Genomic DNA, 22,106 nt, shown 5'->3' on the forward strand with positions numbered 1-22,106 from the left:
GGCTCCCACTGCGTCCGGCGCCCACCCCGCCGCCACTCCAGCTGCGCATATTCCACCATCCGCATCTCGTCCTCGGCCAGCAACAACCGGGCGCGATAGTCCTTCGCCTTGCGCTCGAGATACGCGGCGTTGCTCTCGCCGCGCTTCGGGGCGAGGTCGGGGTTGGCCAGCCCCTTGGCACGCTTGTCGTTCCACGCGATCATCTGCATCGCCTGGTGCACGGTCATCGCCGGGATCGGCGGGGGATCGTTGTGCTGCCAATGGTCGTGGACGTTCGCCTCCGGCAGCGAGCTTTCGAGCAGCGCCAGTTCGAGGCGTTCGGACCCAACCGCCAGCGCGACGCGCATTTCGCGGGCGAAGCCGGGATTGTTGCGCGCACGGGCGTAGAAGCTGCTATGGGCGAAGCCGGCGGCGGCTGCGGAGAGGCGGACATTGGCGGTGGCGCTGAGGCCGGCGAGGAAGCGTTGTTCGGCGTCGCGGTCGATGGTGCGGGTCTTGGAGACGCGCAGTTGCAGGCGGCCTTTCGAACGGACGACGCGCGCCGGGCCTTCCGTCTGCTCGGGCCTGGCGAGGCGGGCGGCGGCGAGGGTCAGCGCCGCCTCCCAGCGCTGGGCGAAGTCGGGGTCGGCGTTGCGGCGCTTGGTGAGCATCGAGCGGTTGAGGCCGGTCGTGCGGGCGGCGTCGCGGGCGTTGCCGGTGCGTTCGAGTTCGGCGAGGAAGGCGGCGTTTTGCAGCGCCTGCTTGCGGCTGTACGGGCGGGGTTTGCGGTCGGACATGGCGCCAGAGGATCAGGCGGAATCCTACATTGCAAGGGGGGCGCTTTTGCGCTAAGCGCGCCGCTTCCCAAACGACAGTTTTGGAAACCATGGCGGGAGGCCGGCCCATTGGGCCGCGCCGCACGAACCGCTAAACTTGAAAGAGAGTGATACCCATGGCCAAGAAGATTACTGGCTACATCAAGCTGCAGGTGCCGGCGGGCGAAGCCAAGCCGTCGCCGCCGATCGGCCCGGCGCTGGGTCAGCGCGGCGTGAACATCATGGAATTCTGCAAGGCGTTCAACGCCCAGACCGGTGACACGGCGAAGGGCACCCCGCTGCCGACGATCATCACCGTTTATGCCGACCGTTCGTTCAGCTTCGAGACGAAGACGCCGCCGGCGACGTACCTCATCAAGCAGGCGATCAACCTGAAGTCGGGTTCGAAGGAACCGGGCAAGGTGAAGGCCGGCAGCATCAAGCGGTCGCAGCTGAGCGAAATCGCCACGATGAAGATGAAGGATCTGAACGCCAACGACATCGACGCGGCGACGAAGATCATCGAAGGTTCGGCCCGCGCGATGGGCCTCGAAGTGGTGGAGGGTTAAGACTGTGGCCAAGCTGACCAAGAAGGCGAAGACCCTCGCCGCTGCCGTCGATGCGCAGAAGCTGTACGGCGTCGATGAAGCGATCGCGCTCGCCAAGACCCATGCGACCGCCAAGTTCGACGAAACGATCGAAGTCGCGCTGAACCTGGGCGTCGATCCGCGTCACGCCGACCAGATGGTCCGCGGCGTCGTGACCCTGCCCAAGGGCACCGGCAAGACCGTGCGCGTCGGCGTGTTCGCCCGCGGCGCGAAGGCCGAGGAAGCCACCGCAGCGGGTGCCGATGTCGTCGGTGCCGAAGATCTGATGGACGCGATCCAGGGCGGCAAGATCGACTTCGATCGCTGCATCGCGACCCCGGACATGATGGGCCTGGTCGGTCGTCTCGGCAAGATCCTGGGTCCGAAGGGCCTGATGCCGAACCCGAAGCTCGGCACGGTCACGATGAACGTCGCGGCTGCGGTCGAAGCGGCCAAGGGCGGCCAGGTGGAATACCGCGTCGAAAAGGCCGGCATCATCCATTCGGGCATCGGCAAGGCGTCGTTCTCGGCCGCCGACCTGCGCGAAAACTTCGACGCACTGGTCGACGCCGTGGTGAAGGCCAAGCCGGCGGGCGCAAAGGGCAAGTATGTCCGCAAGGTTGCGGTCAGCTCGTCGATGGGCCCGGGGATCAAGGTCGATACGGCTGAGGTTGCAGGCGCGTAAGCGCCGACGCCGTGCCGCAGGGCACGGCCCGAGGCCGGCCAGCGGGGGCGCAAGCTCCCGACCGCCGATGCGGGATTTACTCCCGCGTCGGCCGACAAACAGAACAAGGGTCGGAGGCTTTCGTGCTTCCGGCCCCTTTTGTCGTGTCGTTGCTGGAGCCGGGAGCTTCCGACACAATGGATCCCGGCCTTCGCCGGGATGACGGGGGTGGTTGGGTGTCCGTCCATGTCCGGATTTGATCCGCGGTAGCGGCTCAACGGGCGCGGAAGAAGAATCGGGACCCTGGGTCAAGCCCGGGGTGACGGTTGGGGGGAGCGTTGCCTTCCTCTTACAGGTTCCCCTGTTCCTCCTCCGGCACGTCGTCATCCGGGCCGTAATAGAGCGCCGCGCATTCCTCGCGCAGGCAGCCGCCTTCGATCACGATATCGTCGCGATAGGCGTCGGCGATGAAGCTGAGGGTGTCGATGTGGCGATCCTCGAAATACATTTCGTGGACGTCGTCGCGGCCGGCGCCATAGACGACGCGGGCGACCTTCGACCAGATCGAGGCCATGGTGCACATGCCGCAGGGTTGCAGCGTGGAGTAGAGCGTCGCACCGCGCAGTTCCATGTCGCCGACCCCCTCGCATGCGCGGCGGATCGCCATCATCTCGGCATGGGCGGTGGCGTCCGGCAGCTCCTGCGTCTGGTTGGGTTCGGCGGAGAGCACCTTGCCGTCGCGGACGATGATCGATCCTAGCGGGGAGCAGGACGGGTCGTCGCCCTTGGTCCGGGCGATGGCGATCGCCTGTCGCATCCAGTGTTCGTCTTGGGGCGTCAGCATCGGCAATTCCCTTCGCCGCGCTGAACGCGCCGGGGCGCCGAAGGATCAGTCGGCGGCGGCGAGGATGTCGTCGCTCGACGCGGCATGCACGTCCAATCGCGCGAGCAGCGCCAGCACCGCATCCCACCAGCGCCAGAAAGCGACGAGGTCGGCGGCGTCGCGGACATAGGGGGTGTGGCCGGGGACGAGGCTGGGCGAGTGATAGGCGAAGTTGAGGACGCGCGTCCCCTCCCCCACCGCGACGCGGATCGCTTCCAGCACGTCCGCGAGCGGCATGTCCTCGGGCGTGAGCGCGACGCGGTGGAGCAGGCCGAGGCGGGCGAGGACGCCGCGCCCGCGCGGGATCCGGCCGGCGGCGCGGTAGAGATGCGCGCCGCCGCGGCGCAACCGGCCGGTGAAGACGGTGGTCAGCGGCAGTTCGACGATGCCGCCATCGGGACCGGTGCGGAAGGCGTGGTTGGCGATGGCGCGATAGTCGGGACCGCCCTGCGCGCCATAATCGTAGCGGGCGCGCATCGAGCTATCGAGGCGATAGCCGCGGGCCGCCAGCAGCTTGAGGGTGTTGGGACCGAGGCCGTAGCGGCCGGCGCGATAGACGGTCGGCGCGGTGCCGATGATCGCGGTCAGCGCATCGGTCAGGCGGTCGAGCTTGGCCCCCTCCAGTGCCTTGGGCAGGTTGCCGGCGAAGCTGCTGTGATTGGACAGCGCCTCGTCGAAGGGCGGGTTGACCCAGGGGTGGAGCTGCGCACCGATGGTCGCATCCCCCTGCGCCATCACCGCGCGCAGGGCGTCGATCGCAGCGGGATCGGTCGCGACCGGATAGTCGACAAGGTAGCCGCTGCGCGCGCCCATCCCCGCCAGACGCGCATGGGCGTCGGGCAAGGCGGCGGTGGTCGCCACGCCCCAGCCATCGTGGCGGAAGGGCGCGCGCCAGTCGAATTCCTCCTCGGTATCGACAAGCAAGGTGAAGCGGGTGCCGAAGCCGGCGCGCCACACGACCGGCCGGCCATCGGCGGGCCGGAAGGGCGGGCTCACCGCTGCTGCGCCTGCCCGACCTCCACCGCGTCCGCCGCCGGCAGGCGCAGCGTCAGCGTGGCGGTGCCGAAGACCAGCGTGCCGCCCAGTTCGCTGGCGAGGTTGCGGGCGAGGCGGAGGGCAAAGCCGGTGCCGAGCAGCGACTGGTCGCCTTCATCATCGTCGACGTCGAACACGCTGTCGCCGGGCCATGCGTCCAAGGCCTGCGGCCGGTCGAGCACGATCGCGACATGGCCGTCGCCCTCCAGCCCCATGCGGACATAGATGGATTCCTCCGCCTCGCCCGCCGAGACGAGCGTCGCGAGCAGGCGGGCGAGCAGGCGTTCGACCGCGCGGCGGTCGCCCGATACCGACAGGTCGGTCGGCTCGATCTCCAGCAGCGTGCCGCGCAATTCGCACAGCGAGGCGAGGTCGGCGGCGATGACGTCGAACACCGGGCGCAACGCCACGCTGTCGGCGCGCAGATCGAGCGCGTCGCCATCGATCCGCGCGGCGAGGTCGAGATCGTCGATAACGGCCACGAGGTCGCGCGAATGGTTGAGGATCGCCCCGGCCCGGTCGCGATAGACCGGCGGCACGGGGCCGAGCAGCTGCGCCTCGATCATCTCGGCAAAGCCGGCGATGGCACCGGCGGGGGTGCGCAGTTCGTGGACCAGCTGGCGCAGTTGCGCCACGCCGGCGTCGCGGTTGGCGACCGGTTCGGCGCGTTCGTCGCTGCGCGGACGGCGGGCGGTGCCGCGATAGCCGGTAAAGCGACCGGTCGCATGGTCGAAGGCGGGAACGCCGGCCACGCTCCATTCGCCAGCCGCATCGCTGTCGCCGCCGATCACCAGCCGGGCGTCGCGGAACGGGCTGCGATGGCGCAACGCTCCGGCCGCTACCCCGTCGAAGCGCGCGGTGCCGGGCGCGGCGCCGAAATCGAGCGACAGGCCGATCAGCGGCGCGCGGCTGACACCGTCGACCCAGCGGATCAGGCCGGCGGCGTCGGTTTCGAAGCGGAAGCTGTCATGGGTGCTCGCGGGCGGCGGCGGGGGCGGAGCGTCCTGGTTGCGCTCGAACGCCTCGATCCGGGCCATGACGTCGACGATGCGGAACGGGCCGGCGGGGTCGGCTTCGGGGGCAGCGTCGTCGCCTGTTTCCGCGTCGACCGCCCCGGACGTCACCCCAGCGGACGCTGGGGTCTCTGTGGGGTGAGCGTCGTCCGACTGCGGCGGGAGATCCCAGCCTTCGCTGGGATGACGTTCCTGGGTAGAGGGTGCGGACGCGGCGATGGCCGATACATCTTCGGCGTCGGCCGCCGGCGTTGAGCGCTCCGCATCGAACGCAGCCGTCGTCCCGGCCGAGGCCGAGGTTTCTGCGGGGCGGGCGTCGTCCGGCTGCGGCGAGAGACCCCAGCCTTCGCTGGGGTGACCGCTTGTGGCGGATGCGGCGACGTCTTCCGCCGCCCGCTCGTCGCCCAGCACGAGGTCGGTGCTGCCGAAGCTGTCGAGCGCGCGGGTGACGGCAGGGTCGAGGTCGCGGCGGTTGCGGACCACGCCGCGCGCCGCCGAGCCGAGGCGCGGCAACAGCGCCAGCCATTCGCCGACCGACAGCGTGGCGCTGCGCAGCACCGGCACCGCCGCCTCGATCACGTCGGTCGCCAGCAGGTCGACCAGTTCGGCAGGCGGGCGGGCATATTCGAGGTCGCGGGCGCTGGCGACGCGGACGGTGCGCGGCACGCCGTCGCGCAATTCGCGTAGTAGCGCGATGGCGCGGGGATCGGGGCTGGCGCGACCGCGCCCGATCAGGTCGACCAGCTGCCGCCAGGCGGACGCGCGCGCACCCTCGCCCGTCAGATCGGAGGCCAAAACCGTTTCGAGGCTGTCGTCGAAGCGCACCGCGTTCCCGTTACTCGCACCCGCGCAAAGCCGGGGTGCCTACGACCCTTAACGCCGACGTCGTTAATACGGAACTGCCCATTTTCGGCACGTCGCAATGTGGGACAATTGCGCTTCCGCGTAATTTTATAATGCTGTAGGCAGGGCAATCATTCGGACCCTAACACGGAACACTATCATGGCTTTCGATCGTATCGACCGGCAAATCCTTGCCCTGTTGCAGGAGGACGGGCGGATGACGAACGTCGAACTGGCCGAGCGCGTCGGGCTGACCGCCCCGCCCTGCCTGCGCCGCGTCCGCGCGCTGGAAGAGGCCGGCGCGATCCGCGGCTATCATGCCGCGCTCGATCCCCGGCTGCTGGGGTTCACGATCACGGTCTTCGCGCTGGTCAGCCTGAAGAGCCAGGCGGGCAGCGACCTTGCCGCGTTCGAGGAGCATATCGCGACGATCCCCGAGGTGCGCGAATGCCATATGCTGAACGGCGAGATCGACTTCATCCTCAAGATCGTCGCGGCGGACCTCGAATCCTTCCAGTCGATGCTGACGACGCAGCTGATTACCGCGCCCAATGTGGCGAGCGTGAAGACGTCGCCGACGGTCAGGACGTCGAAGGCGCTGCCGGGGATTCCGGTTTCCGCCGGGGAGTGATTACCCTCTCCCGGCGATAAGCCACCCCGTTCGGTTCGAGCAGCTTCGAGCTTGTCGAGAAGCGTCTGTCGAGAACACCCGCCCAGCGGAACCCCGTTCTCGATACGCGCTCTCGACTTCGCTCGATCGCTACTCGAACCAAACGGGGTGGTTGGGATGGAAACGGAGTGATCGGGACTGCCGCCCCCTCCCCCAAACGAAAACGGCCCGGACCATCGCTGGTCCGGGCCGTTTCGCGTTCGGGTCACCCGATCAGTTGTTGCCGACCGCCGGGGTCGACGCGACGATGCGGGGATTGTCGACGTAGAAGGTCCAGAAGCTGGCGATTTCGGCGCGCGGGCCGGTGGTCGTCACCTTGCCGAACGCCGCCTTCGCTTCCGCCGCCTGGCCGGCACGGGCATGGGCGATGCCGATGCGGGTGTTGGCTTCGTCGGCGTCGATCCCGCCCTTTTGCAGCGCGAGATTGTACATCTCGACCGCCTTGGCGTTGTTGCCGGTCGCCAGATAGACGTTGCCCGCCGCCATCGCCGGACGGCCGTTCGGGCCGGACTTGGCGCGGGTTTCGAGCGCGGCGGCCGAACCATCGGCCTTGATCTGGGTCTGCGCGGTGGTGCGGACGGTGTTGAAGATCGCGGCCGAGGCCGGGATCTTGCCCGAGGCGCGCCCTTCGTCGATCACCGCGACGGTTTCATAGGGCAGGCCGATGTCCTGCGTGGTCTGGACATAGTCGCGATAGTCGTTCTGGTCGGCGAGCGACTTGGTGTCGCGCATCAGGCGCAGAATGTCGACGCGCGCCTGGTTGCCGAGCGTCGCGCCCTTGTTGTCCGCGCGGTCGCGGAACAGCGCCAGCACGGTGCGCCAGTTCGCCTGGGTCGGATAGTCGGCCAGCTTGCGGCGCGCCCACTGTCCCGCCTCGACCGGACGGTTCGAGCGATAGAGCTGCGAGATGGCGAGGTCGTACCAGCCTGCCGGCACCGGCTGACCGGCGGCCTTGCGCGCGGCCATCACCTTTTCGAGGCTGGCGAGGCCCTGATCGACTTGACCCTTCTGGATCGCGATGCTGGCAAGGCGCAGTTCGAGGTCGGGTTCGTTATAGCCGGCCTGCTTGGCGCGTTCGAAATTCTGCACCGCGACATCGGTCTGCTTGGTGTCGAGCGCGAGGACGCCGCGGTTGTAATAGAGGCCGCCGCGCTCTTCGGGCTTCAGCTTCGGGCTGGCGAGCAGTTCGTCGATCGCCGCGGCGAGCGCCGGGCGGTCGTTCTTCGCCTGCGCATTCTGCACCTTCAGCTGGGCGAGGAAATAGGCCTCGTCCTGGTTGCCGGCGGTCATCGCGGCCTGCATCGCGGCGATCTGCTGATCGGCGGCGGCGAAATTCTTGGCCTTGATCGCGGCGTCGGCGGCGAGCGCGGCGGTGCGGAAGGCTTCGCCGACCTGAATCTGCGGCGCGGCGGCTGCGTCTTCCTTCTTCTTGCGCTGGGCATCGGCGGTCGGGGCGACGACCAGGGTCGCACCCATGCCGAGCAGGGCGGCCAGGGCGGCCTTGGAAACGAACGTCATGCCGTGATCTCTCCCGAAAACTGGTGCCAGGCGCGCGCCCGGCAGGCGCGGCCCATCTAGGTCGAACCATGCGTCCGCACAAGCACACGCACGTAACGATGCGTTGCCGGACCTGCGCTGAACGCGCGTTGAACGGTTCGGGTCCGTTGTGCGATCCGGCGGTGCCGGATCGACGCGGTGCCGGTTTCGCGCGAGCGGACCAACCCCCCCATCCCCTTTGACGTGTCGGTTTGCGGCCGATAGGCGGCTCGCGATGATCGCGATCCTGTCCCCCGCCAAGACGCTCGATGATACGAGCACGCTGCCCGACCTGACGTGGAGCGCGCCGCGCTTTCCCGAGGAGAGCGGGCAGATCGCGCGCGGCGCGGCGCGGCTGGGCGCGAAGAAGCTGGGCGAGCTGATGCGGATTTCGCCCAAGCTGGCCGAGCTGAATGCCGGTCGGTATCGCGCGTTCGACGGTGCGGAGGAGCGGCCAGCGCTGCTGGCGTTCGCGGGCGACGTCTATGCCGGGTTCGACGCCAAGTCGCTGGAGACGGCGCAGTTCGATTTCGCGCAGGACCATGTGCGGATCCTGTCGGGGCTGTACGGACTGCTGCGGCCGCTCGACGCGATCAAGCCCTACCGGCTGGAGATGGGCACGCGCTGGGCGCCGGGGCGGGCGAAGGATTTGTACGCGTTCTGGGGGGACCGGATCGCGGAATTGCTGGCGGAGGATGTCCGGGCGAGCGGGTCGGACGTGGTGCTGAACCTCGCCAGCCAGGAATATTGGCATGCGGTGGCGGGCAAGCTGCCGGGCGATGTGCGGGTGATCGAGGTCGATTTCCGCGAGGACGGGCCGGACGGGCCGCGCTTCGTCAGCTTTCATGCGAAGCGGGCGCGGGGGATGATGGCGCGGTGGATGTGCGAGCATCGCGTGACCGAGGTCGAGGCTATGCACGGGTTCGATAGCGACGGGTATCGGTTTGCGGGGGCTGAGGGGGATCGGTGGATGTTTTTGCGCGGGTGAATGGGGCCTGATCGCCTCCGCCACGTAAATCCGCTCGGTTCGAGCAGCTTCGAGCTTGTCGAGAAGCGTCCGTCGAGAACCTCCCGTTTGAGGCACCCCCTTCTCGACTTCGGTTCTCGACAGGCTCCAACCTGCGCTCGAAGCAAACGGGAAAGAGAACGGAAGGCCGCGGACCTTACGAAAACACCGCGATCAGCCCCGCGATCACCGACGACCCGGCCAGCGGCCCGACGAACATGACCAGCAGGAACAGCCCGATGCTGCCGATCATCACCCGTTCCTGCGGGCAGGTCAGGCGCGCCGGCGGCTTGGGCGGTTCATAGCCGTCGGGGGGCGGTGGCCAAGCGTTGGAGTCATAGAACATCGCGCTTCTCCCGATCCCGCGCCGGTATCCGCGCGGCGACGACGATCGCCGCGCTGGACAACAGGATCGAGGATACCAGCGCGCCGATCGACAGCAAACCGGCCGGGGTGACATGGACCCCTGCCCTTAGGCGCAGCTTGCGCCCGGCGCGCAGCGTCAGGTCGGCGGATTGCGGTTCGTGGAGAGCATGGGGCATGGCGCATCAACGCGGCAAGCCGCCGGGCTATCCCGCTGCGACGGGCAATGTCTTGCCGGTCGTCGCGTCCAGCCCGCGCGCCGTCGCGATGTCGAGCAACGTCGCGCCGATGACGAAGGCGATCGATCCCCAGATCGCGCGATTGCCGGGCGATTTGCGGGCGGCGAGCGCCAGCGCGCTCAGGTCCATCGCGTCGCCCGCCACCCGGTTCCAGACATTGGTAGCATGCGCCGGCGCGGCGAGCAGATTAGCCCCGGCGAGCAGCTCGCGCGCGCCGAAGCCCTTCACCAGCCCTTCATGCCCATCGGCATCCAGCGCGCGGGTGATCCGCTTCGATCCGAGCAGTTCGGCGGCACCGAGCGCGATCGAGAAGATGCCGAGCCCGAAGGCGAGCTTGCGGTAATCCATGGTGAAACCTCCGGTGACGGTCGCCGAACGAACGACAGCCCGACCCGGCAAGTTCCGGAATATTTCATTAACTTACAATAGCTTGATCAAGATCGGAAAAGGCGCCCCCGCTTACGTGGCGGGGGCGCTCCCTCTCCCGACGTCAGGCCGGTTCGGCGACGCGCGGGGCGGCGTCGCGCACCCCGGCGTCGACCGCATCGGCGAACTGCGCGAAATTGGCGTTGAACAGGTCGACCAGCTTGGCGGCGGTGCGGTCATAGGCGGCGCCATCGGCCCAGGTCGACCGCGGGTCGAGGATCGCGGCGTCGACGCCCGGCACCGACACCGGCACCTGGAACCCGAAATAGGGATCAGTGCGGAATTCGGCGTCGTTCAGCGATCCGTCGAGCGCGGCGTTGAGCAGCGCGCGCGTCGCCTTGATCGGCATCCGCCGCCCCTCGCCATATTGGCCGCCGGTCCAGCCGGTATTGACCAGCCAGCACGCGACATTGCCCCTGGCGATGCGCTCCTTCAGCAGATTGCCATAGACCGAGGGGTGGCGCGGCATGAACGGCGCGCCGAAACAGGTCGAGAAGACCGGCTCCGGCTCGGTCACGCCGATCTCGGTCCCCGCCACCTTCGACGTATAGCCCGACAGGAAATGGTACATCGCCTGGTCCGGGGTCAGCTTCGCGATCGGGGGCAGGATCCCGAAGGCGTCGGCGGTCAGCATCACGACGTTGCTCGGCACCGGCCCCATATTGTCGGCCGAGGCATTGGGGATGAAGTCGATCGGATAGGCCGCGCGCGAATTTTCGGCGAGGCTGGGATCGTCGAGGTCGAGCACCCGCGTGTCCGGGTCCATCACGACATTTTCGAGGACGGTGCCGAAGCGCCGGGTCGTGGCGAAGATTTCCGGCTCGGCCTCGGCCGACAGGCGGATCATCTTGGCATAGCAGCCGCCTTCGAAATTGAAGACCGCCGTGTCCGACCAGCCATGTTCGTCGTCGCCGATCAGCGTGCGGCTGGCATCGGCCGACAGCGTCGTCTTGCCGGTGCCCGACAGGCCGAAGAACACCGCCGTATCGCCCTTGGGACCGATATTGGCGGAACAGTGCATCGGCATGGTGCCGGTTTCGGGCAGCAGGAAGTTCAAGAGGCCGAACACCGACTTCTTCATCTCACCCGCGTACTGCGTGCCGCCGATCAGGATCAGCTTTTCGGTCATGCTGACCGCGATCACCGTCTCGCTGCGGCAACCGTGACGCGCGGGATCGGCGCGGAAATTGGGCAGGTCGATGATGGTGAAGTCGGGGACGAAGCCCGCGAGATCGGCGTTTTCGGGGCGGACCAGCATCGTACGGATGAACAGGTTGTGCCATGCCAGCGTATTGATGACGCGGACCTTCACCCGGTGTTCGGGCTGCGACCCGCCGAACAGGTCCTGCACGAACAGGTTCGGTTCGTTGACCAGCTCGGCAAGGAAATCGGCCTTCAGCGTGGCGAAATGCGCCGGGTCCATCGCGCGGTTGGTCTTGCCCCACCACACGGTGTCCTCGGTCACCGCGTCGCGGACCATGAACTTGTCCTGCGGGCTGCGGCCGGTGTGGCGACCGGTGGTGACGACCAGCGGGCCGTCCTTGGCCAGCCGCCCTTCACCGCGCGCGACCGCCAACTCGACCAGCTGCGGCGTGCGCAGGTTCCAGTGCACTTCGGCGCCGGTTTCGATTCCCATTGCGGCCAGGTCGTGTTCGGGCGTGACGATCGCCATGCTTGTTCTCCCTCGGGTATCGACTCGCGGACGGTGGACCCGCCCCGCGATTTGCGGTTGGTTTAGGCGCGGGGATGGTAGCCGTCAAACACGTTAAACAACATTATCGTCGTGATGTTTTGTGGTCGCGACCAATGGGTTAGATGTGGATTTATATGATATATGGCCGCCCTTTCTTCGTCACCCCGGACTTGATCCGGGGTCCCGCTTCTTTTTTCCGGCGTGGGTAAGAAGCGGGACCCCGGGTCAAGCCCGGGGTGACGGTTGGGGGGATATCTCTCGCCAAAGAACGAATGTCCCTCGCTGCCGGCTCGGGGATTGAGCGTTCGCCCCCTTTCCCCTAACCGTCGAGCGTGATGCAGATGGACCTTGTGGCATGACCGCGACGATCGCGCTGGTCGATGACGACCGTAACATCCTGACGTCGGTGTCGATCGCGTTGCAGACCGAAGGGTTCGTCACGCGGGTCTATTCGGACGGCGAGGTTGCGCTGAAGGCCTTTGCCGAGAATCCGCCCGACCTGGCGGTACTCGACATCAAGATGCCGCGGATGGACGGCCTCGAGCTGCTGCGGCGGTTGCGGGAAAAGAGCCGGTTGCCGGTGATCTTCCTGACCAGCAAGGACGACGAGCTGGACGAGGCGCTCGGCCTTGCCATGGGTGCCGACGACTATATCGCCAAGCCGTTTTCGCAGCGCCTGCTGATCGCGCGCATCCGCGCCATTCTGCGCCGCGCCGAACCGGCGCAGGCCGGCGAGCCGGGCAGTCCCGAGGGGAGCCCGCAGGCGGTACTGGAGCGCGGGCGGCTGGCGATGGACCCGGCGCGGCACAAGGTGACGTGGAACGGAGAGAACGTCACGCTGACCGTGACCGAGTTCCTGATCCTCGAAACGCTCGCCAGCCGCCCCGGCATCGTCAAGACGCGCAACCAGTTGATGGACGCCGCCTATCAGGACGACATCTATGTCGACGACCGCACGATCGACAGCCATATCAAGCGGTTGCGCCGCAAGTTCCGGCAGGTCGACAAGGAATTCGATGCGATCGAGACGCTGTATGGCGCGGGGTATCGGTTTTCGGACGAATAGGGTGGGGTTGGTCGGCGGCGATCGCTCGCCTGCTTTCCGCCATGTAGCCGTACCCCCGCGCAGGCGGGGGTCCAGGGCCCCGTACGCACCCGGCGGTATTGCTTGGCTCTGGACCCCCGCCTGCGCGGGGGTACGTCGGCGCGTGAGGGCACGCCACCATGCCCCCCGCTGATCCGCCCGAGGACCTGCCGGTCGACGAAGGCGCGCTGTCGCTGCGCTGGTCGGGCCGGGTGTCGCTCACCCCGCGCATCCTGTTCGTGAACATCTTCGCGCTCGCGCTGCTGGCGGGCGGGTTCTTCTATCTCGACAGCTATCGCGCGCGGATCGTCGACGGACGGGTGGCGCAGGCCGAGCGCGAGGTGCGGTTGATCGCCGAGGCGCTGGCGCTGCTGCCGCCCGACGACCGCACCGACGAGATGGTCAATTTCGCGCGCAAGTCGGGGCTGCGGCTGCGCATCTATGACCGGCGCGGGCGGCTGGTGGCGGACAGCCGCGCGCTGGGCGTGCGCAATTTCCAGCTGGTCGACCCGGACAAGGACGGCTGGCAACAGGATGCCGCCCGCGCGCTCGACGCCGGGATCGATACGGTGGTCGGCAACGACCGCGACCCGCTGTACCGCGAACGTGCCCCCGGGCGCGGCCTGCGCTGGCCCGATGTGGTGACGGTGCGCACCACCGGCGGCACGGCGGCGAGCGTGTGGCGCGCGCCCGACCGGACGCCGGTGGTCACCGCCGCCGCGCCGCTGCCCGAGGATCGGGTGCTGATGGCGACGGTCAACGCGCGCGACATCACCTCGACCGTCAGGACCGAGCGGGCGCGGTTGAGCCTGGTGCTGGCGGTCGCGTTTCTGCTGTCGGTGCTGCTGTCGCTGTTCCTTGCGCGCACCATCGTCCGGCCGATGCGGATGCTGGCCCGCGCCGCGATCCGGGTGCGGCTCGGTCGCGCGCGCGAGGTCGTCGTGCCGCGCCTGCCCAGCCGCCGCGACGAGATCGGGATGCTCGCCCGCGCACTGTCCGACATGACCAGCGCGCTGCGCAGCCGGATCGACGCGACCGAAGCCTTCGCCGCCGATGTGACGCACGAATTGAAGAACCCGCTGGCCTCGCTGCGGTCGGCGGTCGACGGGTTGGGTGCGGTCAAGGACCCCGAGCTGCGCGCGCAGCTGCTGGCAATCGTGCAGGACGATGTGCACCGGCTCGACCGGCTGATTACCGATATCTCCGACGCGTCGCGGCTGGATGCGCAGCTGGCACGGGCGAAGTTCGAGGCGGTCGATCTGGGCGCGCTGATCGGCGCGCTGGTCGCCTATCGCACCGAACGCGGGATCGCGCGCGGCGTGACGCTGCATTTCGACCCGGACGAGCCGCTGGTGGTGCATGGCGAGGGTGCGCGGCTGGAGCGGGTGTTCGCCAATCTGATCGACAATGCCATCTCCTTCTCGCCCCCCGGCGGCACGGTGAGGATCGCGGGCACCAACGACGGCGACCTGATCGAGATCGAGGTGGTCGACGAAGGCCCGGGCGTCCCCCCCGAACAGCGCGAGGCGGTGTTTCGCCGCTTCCATTCGGTGCGACCGGGCGACGAGGCTTTCGGACGACATTCCGGCCTTGGCCTTGCCATCGCGCGGACCATCGTCGAAGGGCATGGCGGTATGATCGCCGCAGAATCACGCAGGGACCACCGCGACGGCGCGCGCTTCGTCGTGCAGCTGCCGGTGGCCGGCGCATGAGCGACGAGCCTCCGCAAACCGTGCATGCCTCGTGCGTCGCGATCGACGGGCGGGGCGTGCTGATCGCCGGGCCGTCGGGGGCGGGCAAGTCCGACCTGACGCTGCGGCTGATCGATGCCGGCGCGATGCTGGTCAGCGACGACTATACGTTGCTGACGGCGCGGGACGGTGTGCTGCGCGCCGCGCCGCCCGCGACCATCGCCGGGCGGATCGAGGTGCGCGGGATCGGTATCGTCGAACGCCCCTATGTCCGCGATGTGCCGGTTGCGCTGTGGATCGCATCCGGCACGCCCGAGCGGATGCCCGAGGCTATGACCCATGTCGTCGCGGGCATAGCGCTGCCCGCCTATACCATGGCATTGCTGGAGGCATCGGCCCCGGCCCGACTCCACCTCATGCTCGACAGGATCGCCCGATGATGCGTCACGCCTCCATCCTGCTCGTCACCGGCATGTCCGGCGCGGGAAAATCGACGGTGCTCAAGACGCTGGAGGACAGCGGCTGGGACATTGTCGACAACCTGCCGCTGCGCCTGCTCGGCAACCTGATCGCCGCCAGCCCGGCCGATGCCGACCGGCCGCTCGCGATCGGCATCGGCACCCGCACGCGCGGCTTCGATGCCGAACAGATCGTCGCCGCGATCCGCGCCCGGCCCGATTTCGGGGTCAGCGTGCTGTTCCTCGACAGCAGCCAGGCCGAGCTGGAGCGCCGTTACAACGAGACGCGGCGACGGCATCCGCTGGCCAGCGACCGCACCGCCGCCGATGGGATCGAGAGCGAGCGCGAGGTGCTCGAACCCTTACGCGCCTTCGCCAACCGGTTGCTCGACACCACCAATTTCTCTCGTGCCGATCTGGCGCAATGGACGCGCGAGACCTTTGCCGAGCCGGACAGCAGCGATCCGGTACTGTCGGTGCTGTCGTTCGGCTTTTCGCGCGGGGTGCCGCGCAACGCCGATATCGTGCTCGACATGCGGTTCCTGCGCAATCCGCACTGGGACCCGGTGCTGCGGCCGGGTACGGGGCTGGACCCCGATGTCGCGGCCTATGTGCAGGCCGATCCGGCGTATGACGCGGCGATCGCTTCGTTCGAGACGATGCTGCTGACCCTCCTTCCCCGCTACCGCGCGGAGGGGAAATCCTATGTCACCATCGCGTTCGGCTGTACCGGCGGTAGGCACCGGTCGGTCCATGTCGCCGAACGGATGGGCGCATGGTTGCGCGCACAAGGATTTTCGCCCACGATACACCATCGCGACCTGGGCACCGCGCCGCAGGATTCGCTGGAAGGCGCGAAGCAGGCGCCATGACGGATGTAGGAACGACGACGAACATGATCGGCCTGGTTTTGGTGACGCACGGACGTCTTGCCGAGGAGTTCGTCGTGGCGATGGAACATGTCGTGGGTCCGCAGGAGCGGATCGGCACGGTCTGTATCGGTCCCGAGGACGATATGGAGGAGCGCCGCGCCGACATCGCCAAGGCGATTGCCGATGTCGATGCCGGTCAGGGCGTGATCGTGCTGACCGACCTGTTCGGCGGGACCCCCAGCAACCTCGCCATCTCGCTGATGGAAACCGGCCGGATCGAGGTGATCGCCGGCATCAACCTGCCGATGCTGATCCGGTTGGGCGGCGCACGCAAGGCGATGAAGGTCGCCGAAGCCGTCGCCGCCGCGCGCGAGGCGGGGCGCAAGTACATCTCTGTCGCCAGCGAAGTGCTGGGCGAGGCGGCGGCGTGAGCGTCACCCGCACCGTCCAGATCACCAACCGCCGCGGGCTGCACGCGCGCGCGAGCGCCAAGTTCGTGACGATGGCCGCCGCCGCCCCGATCGAGGTGAGCGTCGAAAAGGACGGATCGCGGGTGACCGGCACGTCGATCATGGGCCTGATGATGCTGGGTGCCGCCAAGGGCGACCATATCACGATCAGCGCGTCGGGCGACGGTGCCGAGGCGGTGGTGGGGCAGTTGTGCCAGCTGGTCGAGGATCGCTTCGGCGAGGATTGAGCGGGCGGGCGAACTGCTTCCCACCGTTACCCCGCCCCGCACGTCATCCCAGCGAAGGCTGGGATCTCCTAGTGATAGGGCGCTACAGGAGCCGCTCGATGCCCCAGCCTGCGCTGGGGCGAGGCTTATGGGAGGGCGGGGCGAAGAACGGCTAACCGCCTTTCCCAAATTTTTAGGGGTGGCCCCTCCCCCGCCCCGGCCATAGGCCGAACGCCATGACCATGCCGGCCAGACAGGGCATCGACGCCCTGACCGAAAAGGAAAAGCAGACGCTGCGCCTGATCGTGCGTGGGCATGATGCGAAGTCGGTCGCGGTGACGCTGGGGCTGTCGGTCCATACCATCAACGAACGGCTGCGGGACGCGCGGCGCAAGCTGATGGTGTCGAGCAGCCGTGAGGCGGCCCGGCTGTTGCTGGATGCCGAGACCCCCGAAAATCTGGGGGACGAAAGAACCGGGGAGGACGCGAGGAGCGCGGCGAACGATGTCGGACAGGCGCCGGACGACGGCGCGGCACCGGCGCGGCGCCGGCTGCCGGTTCTGATCGGAGTGATGCTGATGACCTTCGCCCTCGGCCTGCTGGCCCTGACCCTGATGCCCGGTGCGACCCAGGCCCCGCCGGCCGCCACGACCGCCCCCGCCACCGCGGCCCCCGATGCCGCGCGCCAGTTCCTCGAGTTGGTCGATGCCGGGCGGTGGAGCGAGAGTTACGCCCGTTTCGGTGCGGCGTTTCGCAAGCTGAACAGCGAACAGGTGTGGAGCGAGGTGTCGCAGCGCGTCCGCCCGCCGCTGGGCGCGGTGGTGTCGCGGACCTTGCAGGAGCAGGAAACCATTCCCGTGCCGCCCGCCGGCGTCGAAATGCTCAAGTTCCGCACCCGCTTCGCGACCGGTGGCGAGAAGATCGAGACGGTGACGGTGAATCAGGAGGGCGGCGAGTGGAAGGTCGTCGGGGTCACGATCGAATAGTCGGGCGGCGCCGGCGTCCAGCAGGATGGCCAATCGTTGAAGTCCGCTGCCGCTGCGACCCGATCCCCCGCCATCGCGAAGAACACGAAGCGCGGCGGATCGGGCCAGCCGAACCAGTCGCGATCGCGGACGATGCAGCGCAAGCCGTCGATCTCCGCGATGCCGATCGTATCGTCGCCGAACCGCCCGAGCAGTGGGTCGGCGATGATCGCGGCTTCTTCGTCGGGGGTTGGCGCGCGCCAAGTCATGGTGAGCTGCCGATAACGACGCACGCGCCAGATCCAGCGCAGGTCGTCGAGCAGGCCTTGGCCGAAGCCGTCAGGTTTGATCGACGTTGCATATCGCCGGGAAATCCATGCGAACAAGGCCATGGCGCATCGTTGCCGATTGAGTTCCATGCGACAAGCCTCGCCGTCGCCCCGGACATGATCCGGGGTGGCGCTTCGCAATCATTGTTGCTGGAGAAGCGGGACCCCGGGTCAAGCCCGGGGTGACGAGAGAAGCAGGCGACAGCCTATCCCCGCAAACGGCGCTCTTCCTCCAGCATGTAATCGCGGGTCAGCGGCAGCGACAGGCGGTTGCGGGTGAGCTGGACCTGGTAGTTGACCATGCCGCCATGGCGGAAGGCGGCCGCCGCGCCGGCGAGGTAGAAGGTCCACATGCGGTAGAATTTCTCGTCGTACAGCGCGACGATCTGGTCCTTCGCCGCCACCGTGCGATCGTACCAATGGTCGATGGTCAGCGCATAATGGACGCGCAGCACCTCGATATCGGTCGCGATCAGCTTGGTCCCTTCATAACCGCGCACGATTTCCGACAGCGCCGGGTTGTAGCCGCCGGGGAAGATGTATTTCGTGGTGAAGGTGTCGGTGACGCCCGGCACGCCCATCCGCCCGATGGTGTGCAGCAGCATGACGCCGTCGTCGGTCAGCAGTTCGCGGCACTTGCGGAAGAAGGTGCCGTATTGCGGCGGGCCGACATGTTCGAACATGCCGACCGACACGATCCGGTCGAACCGGCCGGTGACGGCGCGATAGTCGATCAGTTCGAACTTCACCTTGTCGGCGACGCCGGCTTCCTCCGCGCGGCGGCGGGCGACCTTGATCTGCTCTTCGGACAGGGTGACGCCCAGCACTTCCGCGCCGGTCTTTTCATGCAGGTACAGCGCCATCCCGCCCCAGCCGCAGCCGATGTCGAGCACGCGCATGCCGGGCTTCAGCGCCAGTTTCGCGGCGATATGCGCCTTCTTGTCCGCCTGCGCCTGTTCGAGGCTGTTGGCGGGATCGGTGAAATAGGCGCAGCTATACTGGAGGTCGGTGTCGAGGAAGAGCGCGTAGAGCCGGTCGGACAGGTCGTAATGATGCGCGACGTTGCGTTTCGACCGGCGGGCCATATTGACCCGGTCGACCCGGTGACGGACCGCGTCGAACAGGCGGATCGGCAGCGACGGAGCAAGGCCGCTGCCCCGGCCCCAGGGGGTGTTGGACGTCAGCAGCTCGACCAGATCGCGAATGTCGCCGCGGTCGATGACCAGTTCGCCGTCCATATACGCCTCCGCCGCGCCCAGCGCGGGATGGCGGACGATGCGCCCCGCCACGCCGGGCTGGGTGAAGCGGATCGCGACGTCGGGAAAGGCCGGATCGGCGGTGCCGAAGGTAACGGTGCGGCCATCGGCATGGGTGAGCGAGAGCGTACCGCGGCGGACGGTACGGGCGAGGAACGTGTCGATCAGTGCCATGGCTCGGTCCAATACGGACGGAATGTGGCAAGTGATGGGCGAACCGTTGCGATCCTCCCCGGCAGGGAGCTTTGAGACCCTCCCCGGCACGGGGAGGGGGACCATGCGGAGCATGGTGGAGGGGGTGTCCGCATACGGAACCGCCGCGTTGCGCCGCCCGCACGCTCCACCATCGCCTTCGACGACGGTCCCCCTCCCCGTTCCGGGGAGGATTTGCAGGTCCGCCCGCTTCCGCTACACCGCCGCCCCATGCTCTCCCGCCTGCGCGATCGCCCATGGACCACCGCCCTGCTGATCGCATGCGTGGCGCAGTTGCTGTTCCTGTGGGGCCTCGGGCGACCGGGCAAATTGTCGTTCGACGAGGTGCATTACGTGCCCGCCGCAAGGACGTTGCTGGCGCTGGCCTATCCGGCGAATACCGAACATCCGCTGGTGGCGAAGGCGTTCATCGCCGCGGGCATCGCGCTGTTCGGCGATACTCCGTGGGGGTGGCGGATCTTCGGCACGCTGGCGGGGACCGCGACGGTGCTGGGGGTGTTCGCCTGCCTGCAACTGCTGTTCCGGCGGACGCCGGTGTCGGCGTTCGGGGCGGGGCTGGCGATGCTGAACCAGACGCTGCTGATCGAGGCGCGCACCGCGATGCTGGAGGTGTATCTGGGCGCGTTCACCACGCTCGCCATCGCCGCGTTGCTATGGTCGATGCGCGGGCGGCCGGCGTTGCGCCTTACCCTGTCGGCGGTGCTGTTCGGGCTGGCGGTCGGGGTCAAATGGGCAGCGATTCCCTATGTTGCGGGCGCCGGGCTGCTGCTGATTTGGGGCAAGAGCGATCAGCGCGATTACTGGCCGGGGCTGTCGCTGTTCCCCGCGCTGGCGCTGTTCGGGCTGGTGAGTGTCGGCACCTATCTGGCGACCTTCGCGCCCGCCTTCTTCTATGCGCAGGACCCGCTGACGCTGTCGCGGCTGATCCCGTTCCAGGTCGAGATGTACCAGCGACAGACGCAGATACTGGCGCCGCATCCCTATCAGTCGAGCTGGTGGAGCTGGCCGCTGCTGATCCGGCCGATCTGGTATTTCTACGAACCCGATAACGGTGTGCAGCGCGGCGTGCTGCTGCTCGGCAATCCGGCGATCATGTGGGGCGGGCTGGTCGCGGTGGCGGCGTGCCTGTGGGCCGGATGGCGGCGGCGATCGCGGGCGTTGCTGGGGGTTGGGCTGCTGTGGGTCGGATCGCTGGCGGTGTGGGCGGTGATCCCCAAGTCGCTCGGCTTCTATTATTATTACCATCTGTCGAGCATCTGGTTGTGCCTCGCGTTGGCGGCGGCGTTCCATGCTTATGCGAAGGGACGTTTCGCACGGGCGAACGAGTGGTTCGCGCTGCCGGTGCTGATGCTGTTCGTGTATTTCTACCCGATCATCTCCGCCGCGCCGCTGTCGGGGCCGCAGGCGTTCAACCGGTGGATGTGGTTGGATAGCTGGCGTTAGAATTGGGTTCACGCGGAGGCGCGGAGGCGCGGAGAAAAGTAGGAGTTTGTTCGCGCAGAGGCGCAGAGGACGCAGAGGGGTTGCAGCTGCCGCGACTGCGGCGCTTAACCGTAATGGACAGGGAGGCGCCGTCTCCCGATCGCAACCTCTCTGCGTACTCTGCGCCTCTGCGCGAAAATCCTGCTCTTCCGCCCGCTTCGGTGCGAAAACTAGGCCGAGCGCTTCCGCCCGTACCGCCCCCACGTAAACCGCGACGACAGCGCGAAATTCCACACCGCGCCGACCGCGATTCCCGCCAGCGCCGGCAGCGCCCACGCCCCGCCGCGCACATCGTACAGGAACGCCGCGACCCCGACATTGGCGACCGCGCCGACCGAACATACCGCGCAGAACGATACCCAGCCGTCGAGCAGCGCCCTTGGCCCCCGCAGCCGCCGGTCGCGATAGGTCAGGTGGTTGTTCAGGAAGAAATTGAACGTCATCGCCGCCACCGTCGCGACGATCGTCGCCGCGATGAAGCCTGCGCCCAGTTCGAGCAGCAGCCCCAGCGCCGCGAGATGGACGATCGCCCCCGCCGCGCCGATCGCGGAGAACATGACGAAGCGCACCGGCACCACCCGCCCGAACATCCGGTCGTAGAGCGCGATCAGATATTCGAGCGCGACGACATGGTCGAGCTTGCTCTCCCCCACCGCGCGGGTGCGGAACACATAGGGCAGCTCGACGAATTTGAGCGGCTGGGGCGCGGCGGTCAGGATGTCGAGCAGGATCTTGAAGCCGATCCCCGACAGCCGCGGCACGACGCGGCGCACGACCTCGCCCCGGATCATGAAGAAGCCGCTCATCGGGTCGGACAGATCGGCCTTCAGCACGCGGCGCGACAGGCGGGTGGCGAGCGCCGATTTGGCGACGCGGTCGGCGTCCCATGCCCCGGTCCCGCCGCCGGCGACGAAGCGCGAGCCGATCACCAGGTCGAGCGCGGGGTCGGCGGTCAGCGCCGCCGCCATGCGCGGCAACAGCGTCTCGTCATGCTGCAGATCGCCGTCGATCACCGCGACCAGCGGCGCAGCGGTGGCGCACATCCCCTCGATACAGGCGCTCGACAGGCCGCGCCGGCCGATCCGTTGGATCACACGGATGCGCGGGTCATGGCGGGCGATGGCGCGTGCGACATCGGCGGTGCCGTCGGGGCTGTCGTCGTCGACGAAGATCGCTTCCCACGCGATGCTGGCCAACGCCGCGTCGAGCGCGGCGACGAGCAGCGGCACGTTGCCGCGTTCGTTGAATACGGGCACGACGATGGCGAGGTCGAGGGGGGTCATATCCCCGCTATCGTACCCCCGCGCAGGCGGGGGTCCAGTGCCACG

The 22,106-nt window shown here is 68.0% G+C and carries 23 protein-coding genes and 1 pseudogene; 12 read left to right on the forward strand and 12 right to left on the reverse strand.

Annotated elements, in window-relative coordinates; genetic code table 11:
* Nucleotides 1–776, reverse strand: a pseudogene (locus CA237_RS06220) (hypothetical protein); the annotation flags it as partial.
* A 155-nt stretch (nucleotides 777–931) separates the two neighbouring features.
* On the opposite strand from CA237_RS06220, the gene rplK reads away from it, so the two are divergent.
* Nucleotides 932–1,363 carry a 50S ribosomal protein L11 gene (gene rplK, locus CA237_RS06225; protein ID WP_066693188.1) on the forward strand — a complete coding sequence of 144 codons (432 nt, stop codon included), beginning with the start codon at nucleotides 932–934 and terminating at the stop codon, nucleotides 1,361–1,363.
* 4 nt (nucleotides 1,364–1,367) lie between these two features.
* Nucleotides 1,368–2,066: a 50S ribosomal protein L1 gene (gene rplA / locus CA237_RS06230; RefSeq protein ID WP_066693191.1), complete on the forward strand. Its 699-nt coding sequence runs from the start codon at nucleotides 1,368–1,370 to the stop codon at nucleotides 2,064–2,066.
* Nucleotides 2,067–2,394: 328 nt separating this feature from the next.
* On the opposite strand, the gene CA237_RS06235 is transcribed toward rplA, so the two are convergent.
* From CA237_RS06235 to CA237_RS06245, 3 genes are read right to left on the reverse strand one after another with little or no spacing between them, the layout of a single operon-like run.
* Complete coding sequence (locus CA237_RS06235; RefSeq protein WP_066693193.1) at nucleotides 2,395–2,889, reverse strand: nucleoside deaminase; 495 nt, start codon at nucleotides 2,887–2,889, stop codon at nucleotides 2,395–2,397.
* 45 nt (nucleotides 2,890–2,934) lie between these two features.
* A complete protein-coding gene (locus tag CA237_RS06240; protein WP_066693194.1) occupies nucleotides 2,935–3,924 on the reverse strand; it encodes a polysaccharide deacetylase family protein in 990 nt (329 codons plus the stop codon).
* Nucleotides 3,921–5,801, reverse strand: a complete 1,881-nt coding sequence (locus tag CA237_RS06245) for a histidine kinase dimerization/phospho-acceptor domain-containing protein (RefSeq protein ID WP_066693195.1) — start codon at nucleotides 5,799–5,801, stop codon at nucleotides 3,921–3,923. The genes CA237_RS06240 and CA237_RS06245 overlap by 4 nt, the downstream gene beginning before the upstream one ends.
* Before the next feature lie 178 nt (nucleotides 5,802–5,979).
* Here CA237_RS06245 and CA237_RS06250 point away from each other — a divergent pair, with 178 nt between their 5' ends.
* The gene (locus tag CA237_RS06250; protein WP_066693198.1) at nucleotides 5,980–6,450 is read left to right on the forward strand and encodes an Lrp/AsnC family transcriptional regulator; all 471 of its coding nucleotides are present in this window, start codon (nucleotides 5,980–5,982) and stop codon (nucleotides 6,448–6,450) included.
* Between the two features lie 252 nt (nucleotides 6,451–6,702).
* Here CA237_RS06250 and CA237_RS06255 read toward each other — a convergent pair whose 3' ends face one another.
* Nucleotides 6,703–8,007, reverse strand: a complete 1,305-nt coding sequence (locus CA237_RS06255; protein WP_066693201.1) for a hypothetical protein — start codon at nucleotides 8,005–8,007, stop codon at nucleotides 6,703–6,705.
* Between the two features lie 253 nt (nucleotides 8,008–8,260).
* On the opposite strand from CA237_RS06255, the gene yaaA reads away from it, so the two are divergent.
* Complete coding sequence (yaaA, locus tag CA237_RS06260; RefSeq protein ID WP_066693204.1) at nucleotides 8,261–9,013, forward strand: peroxide stress protein YaaA; 753 nt, start codon at nucleotides 8,261–8,263, stop codon at nucleotides 9,011–9,013.
* Between the two features lie 175 nt (nucleotides 9,014–9,188).
* Here the strand turns inward: yaaA and CA237_RS06265 are convergent, their stop codons facing one another.
* From CA237_RS06265 to CA237_RS06280, 4 genes are all read right to left on the reverse strand, one after another.
* Complete coding sequence (locus CA237_RS06265) at nucleotides 9,189–9,377, reverse strand: hypothetical protein (RefSeq protein ID WP_066693206.1); 189 nt, start codon at nucleotides 9,375–9,377, stop codon at nucleotides 9,189–9,191.
* Nucleotides 9,367–9,573, reverse strand: a complete 207-nt coding sequence (locus CA237_RS06270) for a hypothetical protein (protein ID WP_066693208.1) — start codon at nucleotides 9,571–9,573, stop codon at nucleotides 9,367–9,369. The genes CA237_RS06265 and CA237_RS06270 overlap by 11 nt, the downstream gene beginning before the upstream one ends.
* A gap of 27 nt (nucleotides 9,574–9,600) precedes the next feature.
* Nucleotides 9,601–9,981, reverse strand: coding sequence for a hypothetical protein (locus CA237_RS06275; RefSeq protein WP_066693210.1), 381 nt, complete (start codon nucleotides 9,979–9,981; stop codon nucleotides 9,601–9,603).
* Between the two features lie 142 nt (nucleotides 9,982–10,123).
* On the reverse strand, nucleotides 10,124–11,731 hold the full coding sequence (locus CA237_RS06280) for a phosphoenolpyruvate carboxykinase (protein WP_066693211.1): 1,608 nt from the start codon (nucleotides 11,729–11,731) through the stop codon (nucleotides 10,124–10,126).
* 376 nt (nucleotides 11,732–12,107) lie between these two features.
* On the opposite strand from CA237_RS06280, the gene CA237_RS06290 reads away from it, so the two are divergent.
* The 7 genes from CA237_RS06290 to CA237_RS06320 all read left to right on the forward strand — a co-directional run bounded on the left by CA237_RS06290 (nucleotide 12,108) and on the right by CA237_RS06320 (nucleotide 17,519).
* Entirely contained in the window at nucleotides 12,108–12,818 is a 711-nt protein-coding gene (locus tag CA237_RS06290; RefSeq protein WP_066693213.1) for a response regulator transcription factor, read from the forward strand.
* A 158-nt stretch (nucleotides 12,819–12,976) separates the two neighbouring features.
* Complete coding sequence (locus CA237_RS06295) at nucleotides 12,977–14,548, forward strand: stimulus-sensing domain-containing protein (protein WP_066693216.1); 1,572 nt, start codon at nucleotides 12,977–12,979, stop codon at nucleotides 14,546–14,548.
* Nucleotides 14,545–14,967, forward strand: a complete 423-nt coding sequence (locus CA237_RS06300) for an HPr kinase/phosphatase C-terminal domain-containing protein (RefSeq protein ID WP_066693218.1) — start codon at nucleotides 14,545–14,547, stop codon at nucleotides 14,965–14,967. The genes CA237_RS06295 and CA237_RS06300 overlap by 4 nt, the downstream gene beginning before the upstream one ends.
* Entirely contained in the window at nucleotides 14,964–15,857 is an 894-nt protein-coding gene (gene rapZ, locus CA237_RS06305; RefSeq protein WP_066693220.1) for an RNase adapter RapZ, read from the forward strand. Before CA237_RS06300 ends, rapZ begins: the two co-directional genes overlap by 4 nt.
* A gap of 23 nt (nucleotides 15,858–15,880) precedes the next feature.
* Nucleotides 15,881–16,288 (forward strand): PTS sugar transporter subunit IIA, encoded by a 408-nt coding sequence (locus tag CA237_RS06310; RefSeq protein ID WP_055761511.1) that lies wholly within the window; start codon nucleotides 15,881–15,883, stop codon nucleotides 16,286–16,288.
* Nucleotides 16,285–16,554 carry an HPr family phosphocarrier protein gene (locus tag CA237_RS06315; RefSeq protein ID WP_066693222.1) on the forward strand — a complete coding sequence of 90 codons (270 nt, stop codon included), beginning with the start codon at nucleotides 16,285–16,287 and terminating at the stop codon, nucleotides 16,552–16,554. The genes CA237_RS06310 and CA237_RS06315 overlap by 4 nt, the downstream gene beginning before the upstream one ends.
* 215 nt (nucleotides 16,555–16,769) lie before the next feature.
* Entirely contained in the window at nucleotides 16,770–17,519 is a 750-nt protein-coding gene (locus tag CA237_RS06320; RefSeq protein ID WP_066693224.1) for a DUF4019 domain-containing protein, read from the forward strand.
* Here CA237_RS06320 and CA237_RS06325 read toward each other — a convergent pair.
* Together CA237_RS06325 and CA237_RS06330 are read right to left on the reverse strand one after the other, a co-directional pair.
* On the reverse strand, nucleotides 17,474–17,890 hold the full coding sequence (locus tag CA237_RS06325; RefSeq protein ID WP_066693227.1) for a hypothetical protein: 417 nt from the start codon (nucleotides 17,888–17,890) through the stop codon (nucleotides 17,474–17,476). The genes CA237_RS06320 and CA237_RS06325 overlap by 46 nt on opposite strands.
* A gap of 143 nt (nucleotides 17,891–18,033) precedes the next feature.
* Nucleotides 18,034–19,257 carry a cyclopropane-fatty-acyl-phospholipid synthase family protein gene (locus CA237_RS06330; protein WP_066693230.1) on the reverse strand — a complete coding sequence of 408 codons (1,224 nt, stop codon included), beginning with the start codon at nucleotides 19,255–19,257 and terminating at the stop codon, nucleotides 18,034–18,036.
* Nucleotides 19,258–19,506: 249 nt separating this feature from the next.
* Here CA237_RS06330 and CA237_RS06340 point away from each other — a divergent pair, with 249 nt between their 5' ends.
* Nucleotides 19,507–20,739, forward strand: a complete 1,233-nt coding sequence (locus tag CA237_RS06340) for a glycosyltransferase family 39 protein (RefSeq protein WP_066693233.1) — start codon at nucleotides 19,507–19,509, stop codon at nucleotides 20,737–20,739.
* Nucleotides 20,740–20,948: 209 nt separating this feature from the next.
* Here the strand turns inward: CA237_RS06340 and CA237_RS06345 are convergent, their stop codons facing one another.
* Nucleotides 20,949–22,061 carry a glycosyltransferase family 2 protein gene (locus tag CA237_RS06345; protein ID WP_066693236.1) on the reverse strand — a complete coding sequence of 371 codons (1,113 nt, stop codon included), beginning with the start codon at nucleotides 22,059–22,061 and terminating at the stop codon, nucleotides 20,949–20,951.
* Nucleotides 22,062–22,106: the final 45 nt, after the last annotated feature.

The sequence above is a fragment of the Sphingomonas sp. ABOLH genome (assembly GCF_003951715.1).
GTDB lineage: Bacteria > Pseudomonadota > Alphaproteobacteria > Sphingomonadales > Sphingomonadaceae > Sphingomonas > Sphingomonas hankookensis_A.

Bases quoted from the DNA above. Each gene is read 5' to 3' on its own strand.
- CA237_RS06290 (WP_066693213.1), top strand. From the start codon at position 12,108: ATGACCGCGACGATCGCGCTGGTCGATGACGACCGTAACATCCTGACG.
- CA237_RS06325 (WP_066693227.1), bottom strand. From the start codon at position 17,890: ATGGCCTTGTTCGCATGGATTTCCCGGCGATATGCAACGTCGATCAAA.
- CA237_RS06310 (WP_055761511.1), top strand. From the start codon at position 15,881: ATGATCGGCCTGGTTTTGGTGACGCACGGACGTCTTGCCGAGGAGTTC.
- CA237_RS06250 (WP_066693198.1), top strand. From the start codon at position 5,980: ATGGCTTTCGATCGTATCGACCGGCAAATCCTTGCCCTGTTGCAGGAG.
- CA237_RS06265 (WP_066693206.1), bottom strand. From the start codon at position 9,377: ATGTTCTATGACTCCAACGCTTGGCCACCGCCCCCCGACGGCTATGAA.
- CA237_RS06320 (WP_066693224.1), top strand. From the start codon at position 16,770: ATGACCATGCCGGCCAGACAGGGCATCGACGCCCTGACCGAAAAGGAA.
- CA237_RS06345 (WP_066693236.1), bottom strand. From the start codon at position 22,061: ATGACCCCCCTCGACCTCGCCATCGTCGTGCCCGTATTCAACGAACGC.
- rplK (WP_066693188.1), top strand. From the start codon at position 932: ATGGCCAAGAAGATTACTGGCTACATCAAGCTGCAGGTGCCGGCGGGC.
- rapZ (WP_066693220.1), top strand. From the start codon at position 14,964: ATGATGCGTCACGCCTCCATCCTGCTCGTCACCGGCATGTCCGGCGCG.
- CA237_RS06280 (WP_066693211.1), bottom strand. From the start codon at position 11,731: ATGGCGATCGTCACGCCCGAACACGACCTGGCCGCAATGGGAATCGAA.
- CA237_RS06295 (WP_066693216.1), top strand. From the start codon at position 12,977: ATGCCCCCCGCTGATCCGCCCGAGGACCTGCCGGTCGACGAAGGCGCG.
- CA237_RS06270 (WP_066693208.1), bottom strand. From the start codon at position 9,573: ATGCCCCATGCTCTCCACGAACCGCAATCCGCCGACCTGACGCTGCGC.
- CA237_RS06330 (WP_066693230.1), bottom strand. From the start codon at position 19,257: ATGGCACTGATCGACACGTTCCTCGCCCGTACCGTCCGCCGCGGTACG.
- CA237_RS06255 (WP_066693201.1), bottom strand. From the start codon at position 8,007: ATGACGTTCGTTTCCAAGGCCGCCCTGGCCGCCCTGCTCGGCATGGGT.
- CA237_RS06340 (WP_066693233.1), top strand. From the start codon at position 19,507: ATGCTCTCCCGCCTGCGCGATCGCCCATGGACCACCGCCCTGCTGATC.
- CA237_RS06275 (WP_066693210.1), bottom strand. From the start codon at position 9,981: ATGGATTACCGCAAGCTCGCCTTCGGGCTCGGCATCTTCTCGATCGCG.
- yaaA (WP_066693204.1), top strand. From the start codon at position 8,261: ATGATCGCGATCCTGTCCCCCGCCAAGACGCTCGATGATACGAGCACG.
- CA237_RS06235 (WP_066693193.1), bottom strand. From the start codon at position 2,889: ATGCTGACGCCCCAAGACGAACACTGGATGCGACAGGCGATCGCCATC.
- CA237_RS06300 (WP_066693218.1), top strand. From the start codon at position 14,545: ATGAGCGACGAGCCTCCGCAAACCGTGCATGCCTCGTGCGTCGCGATC.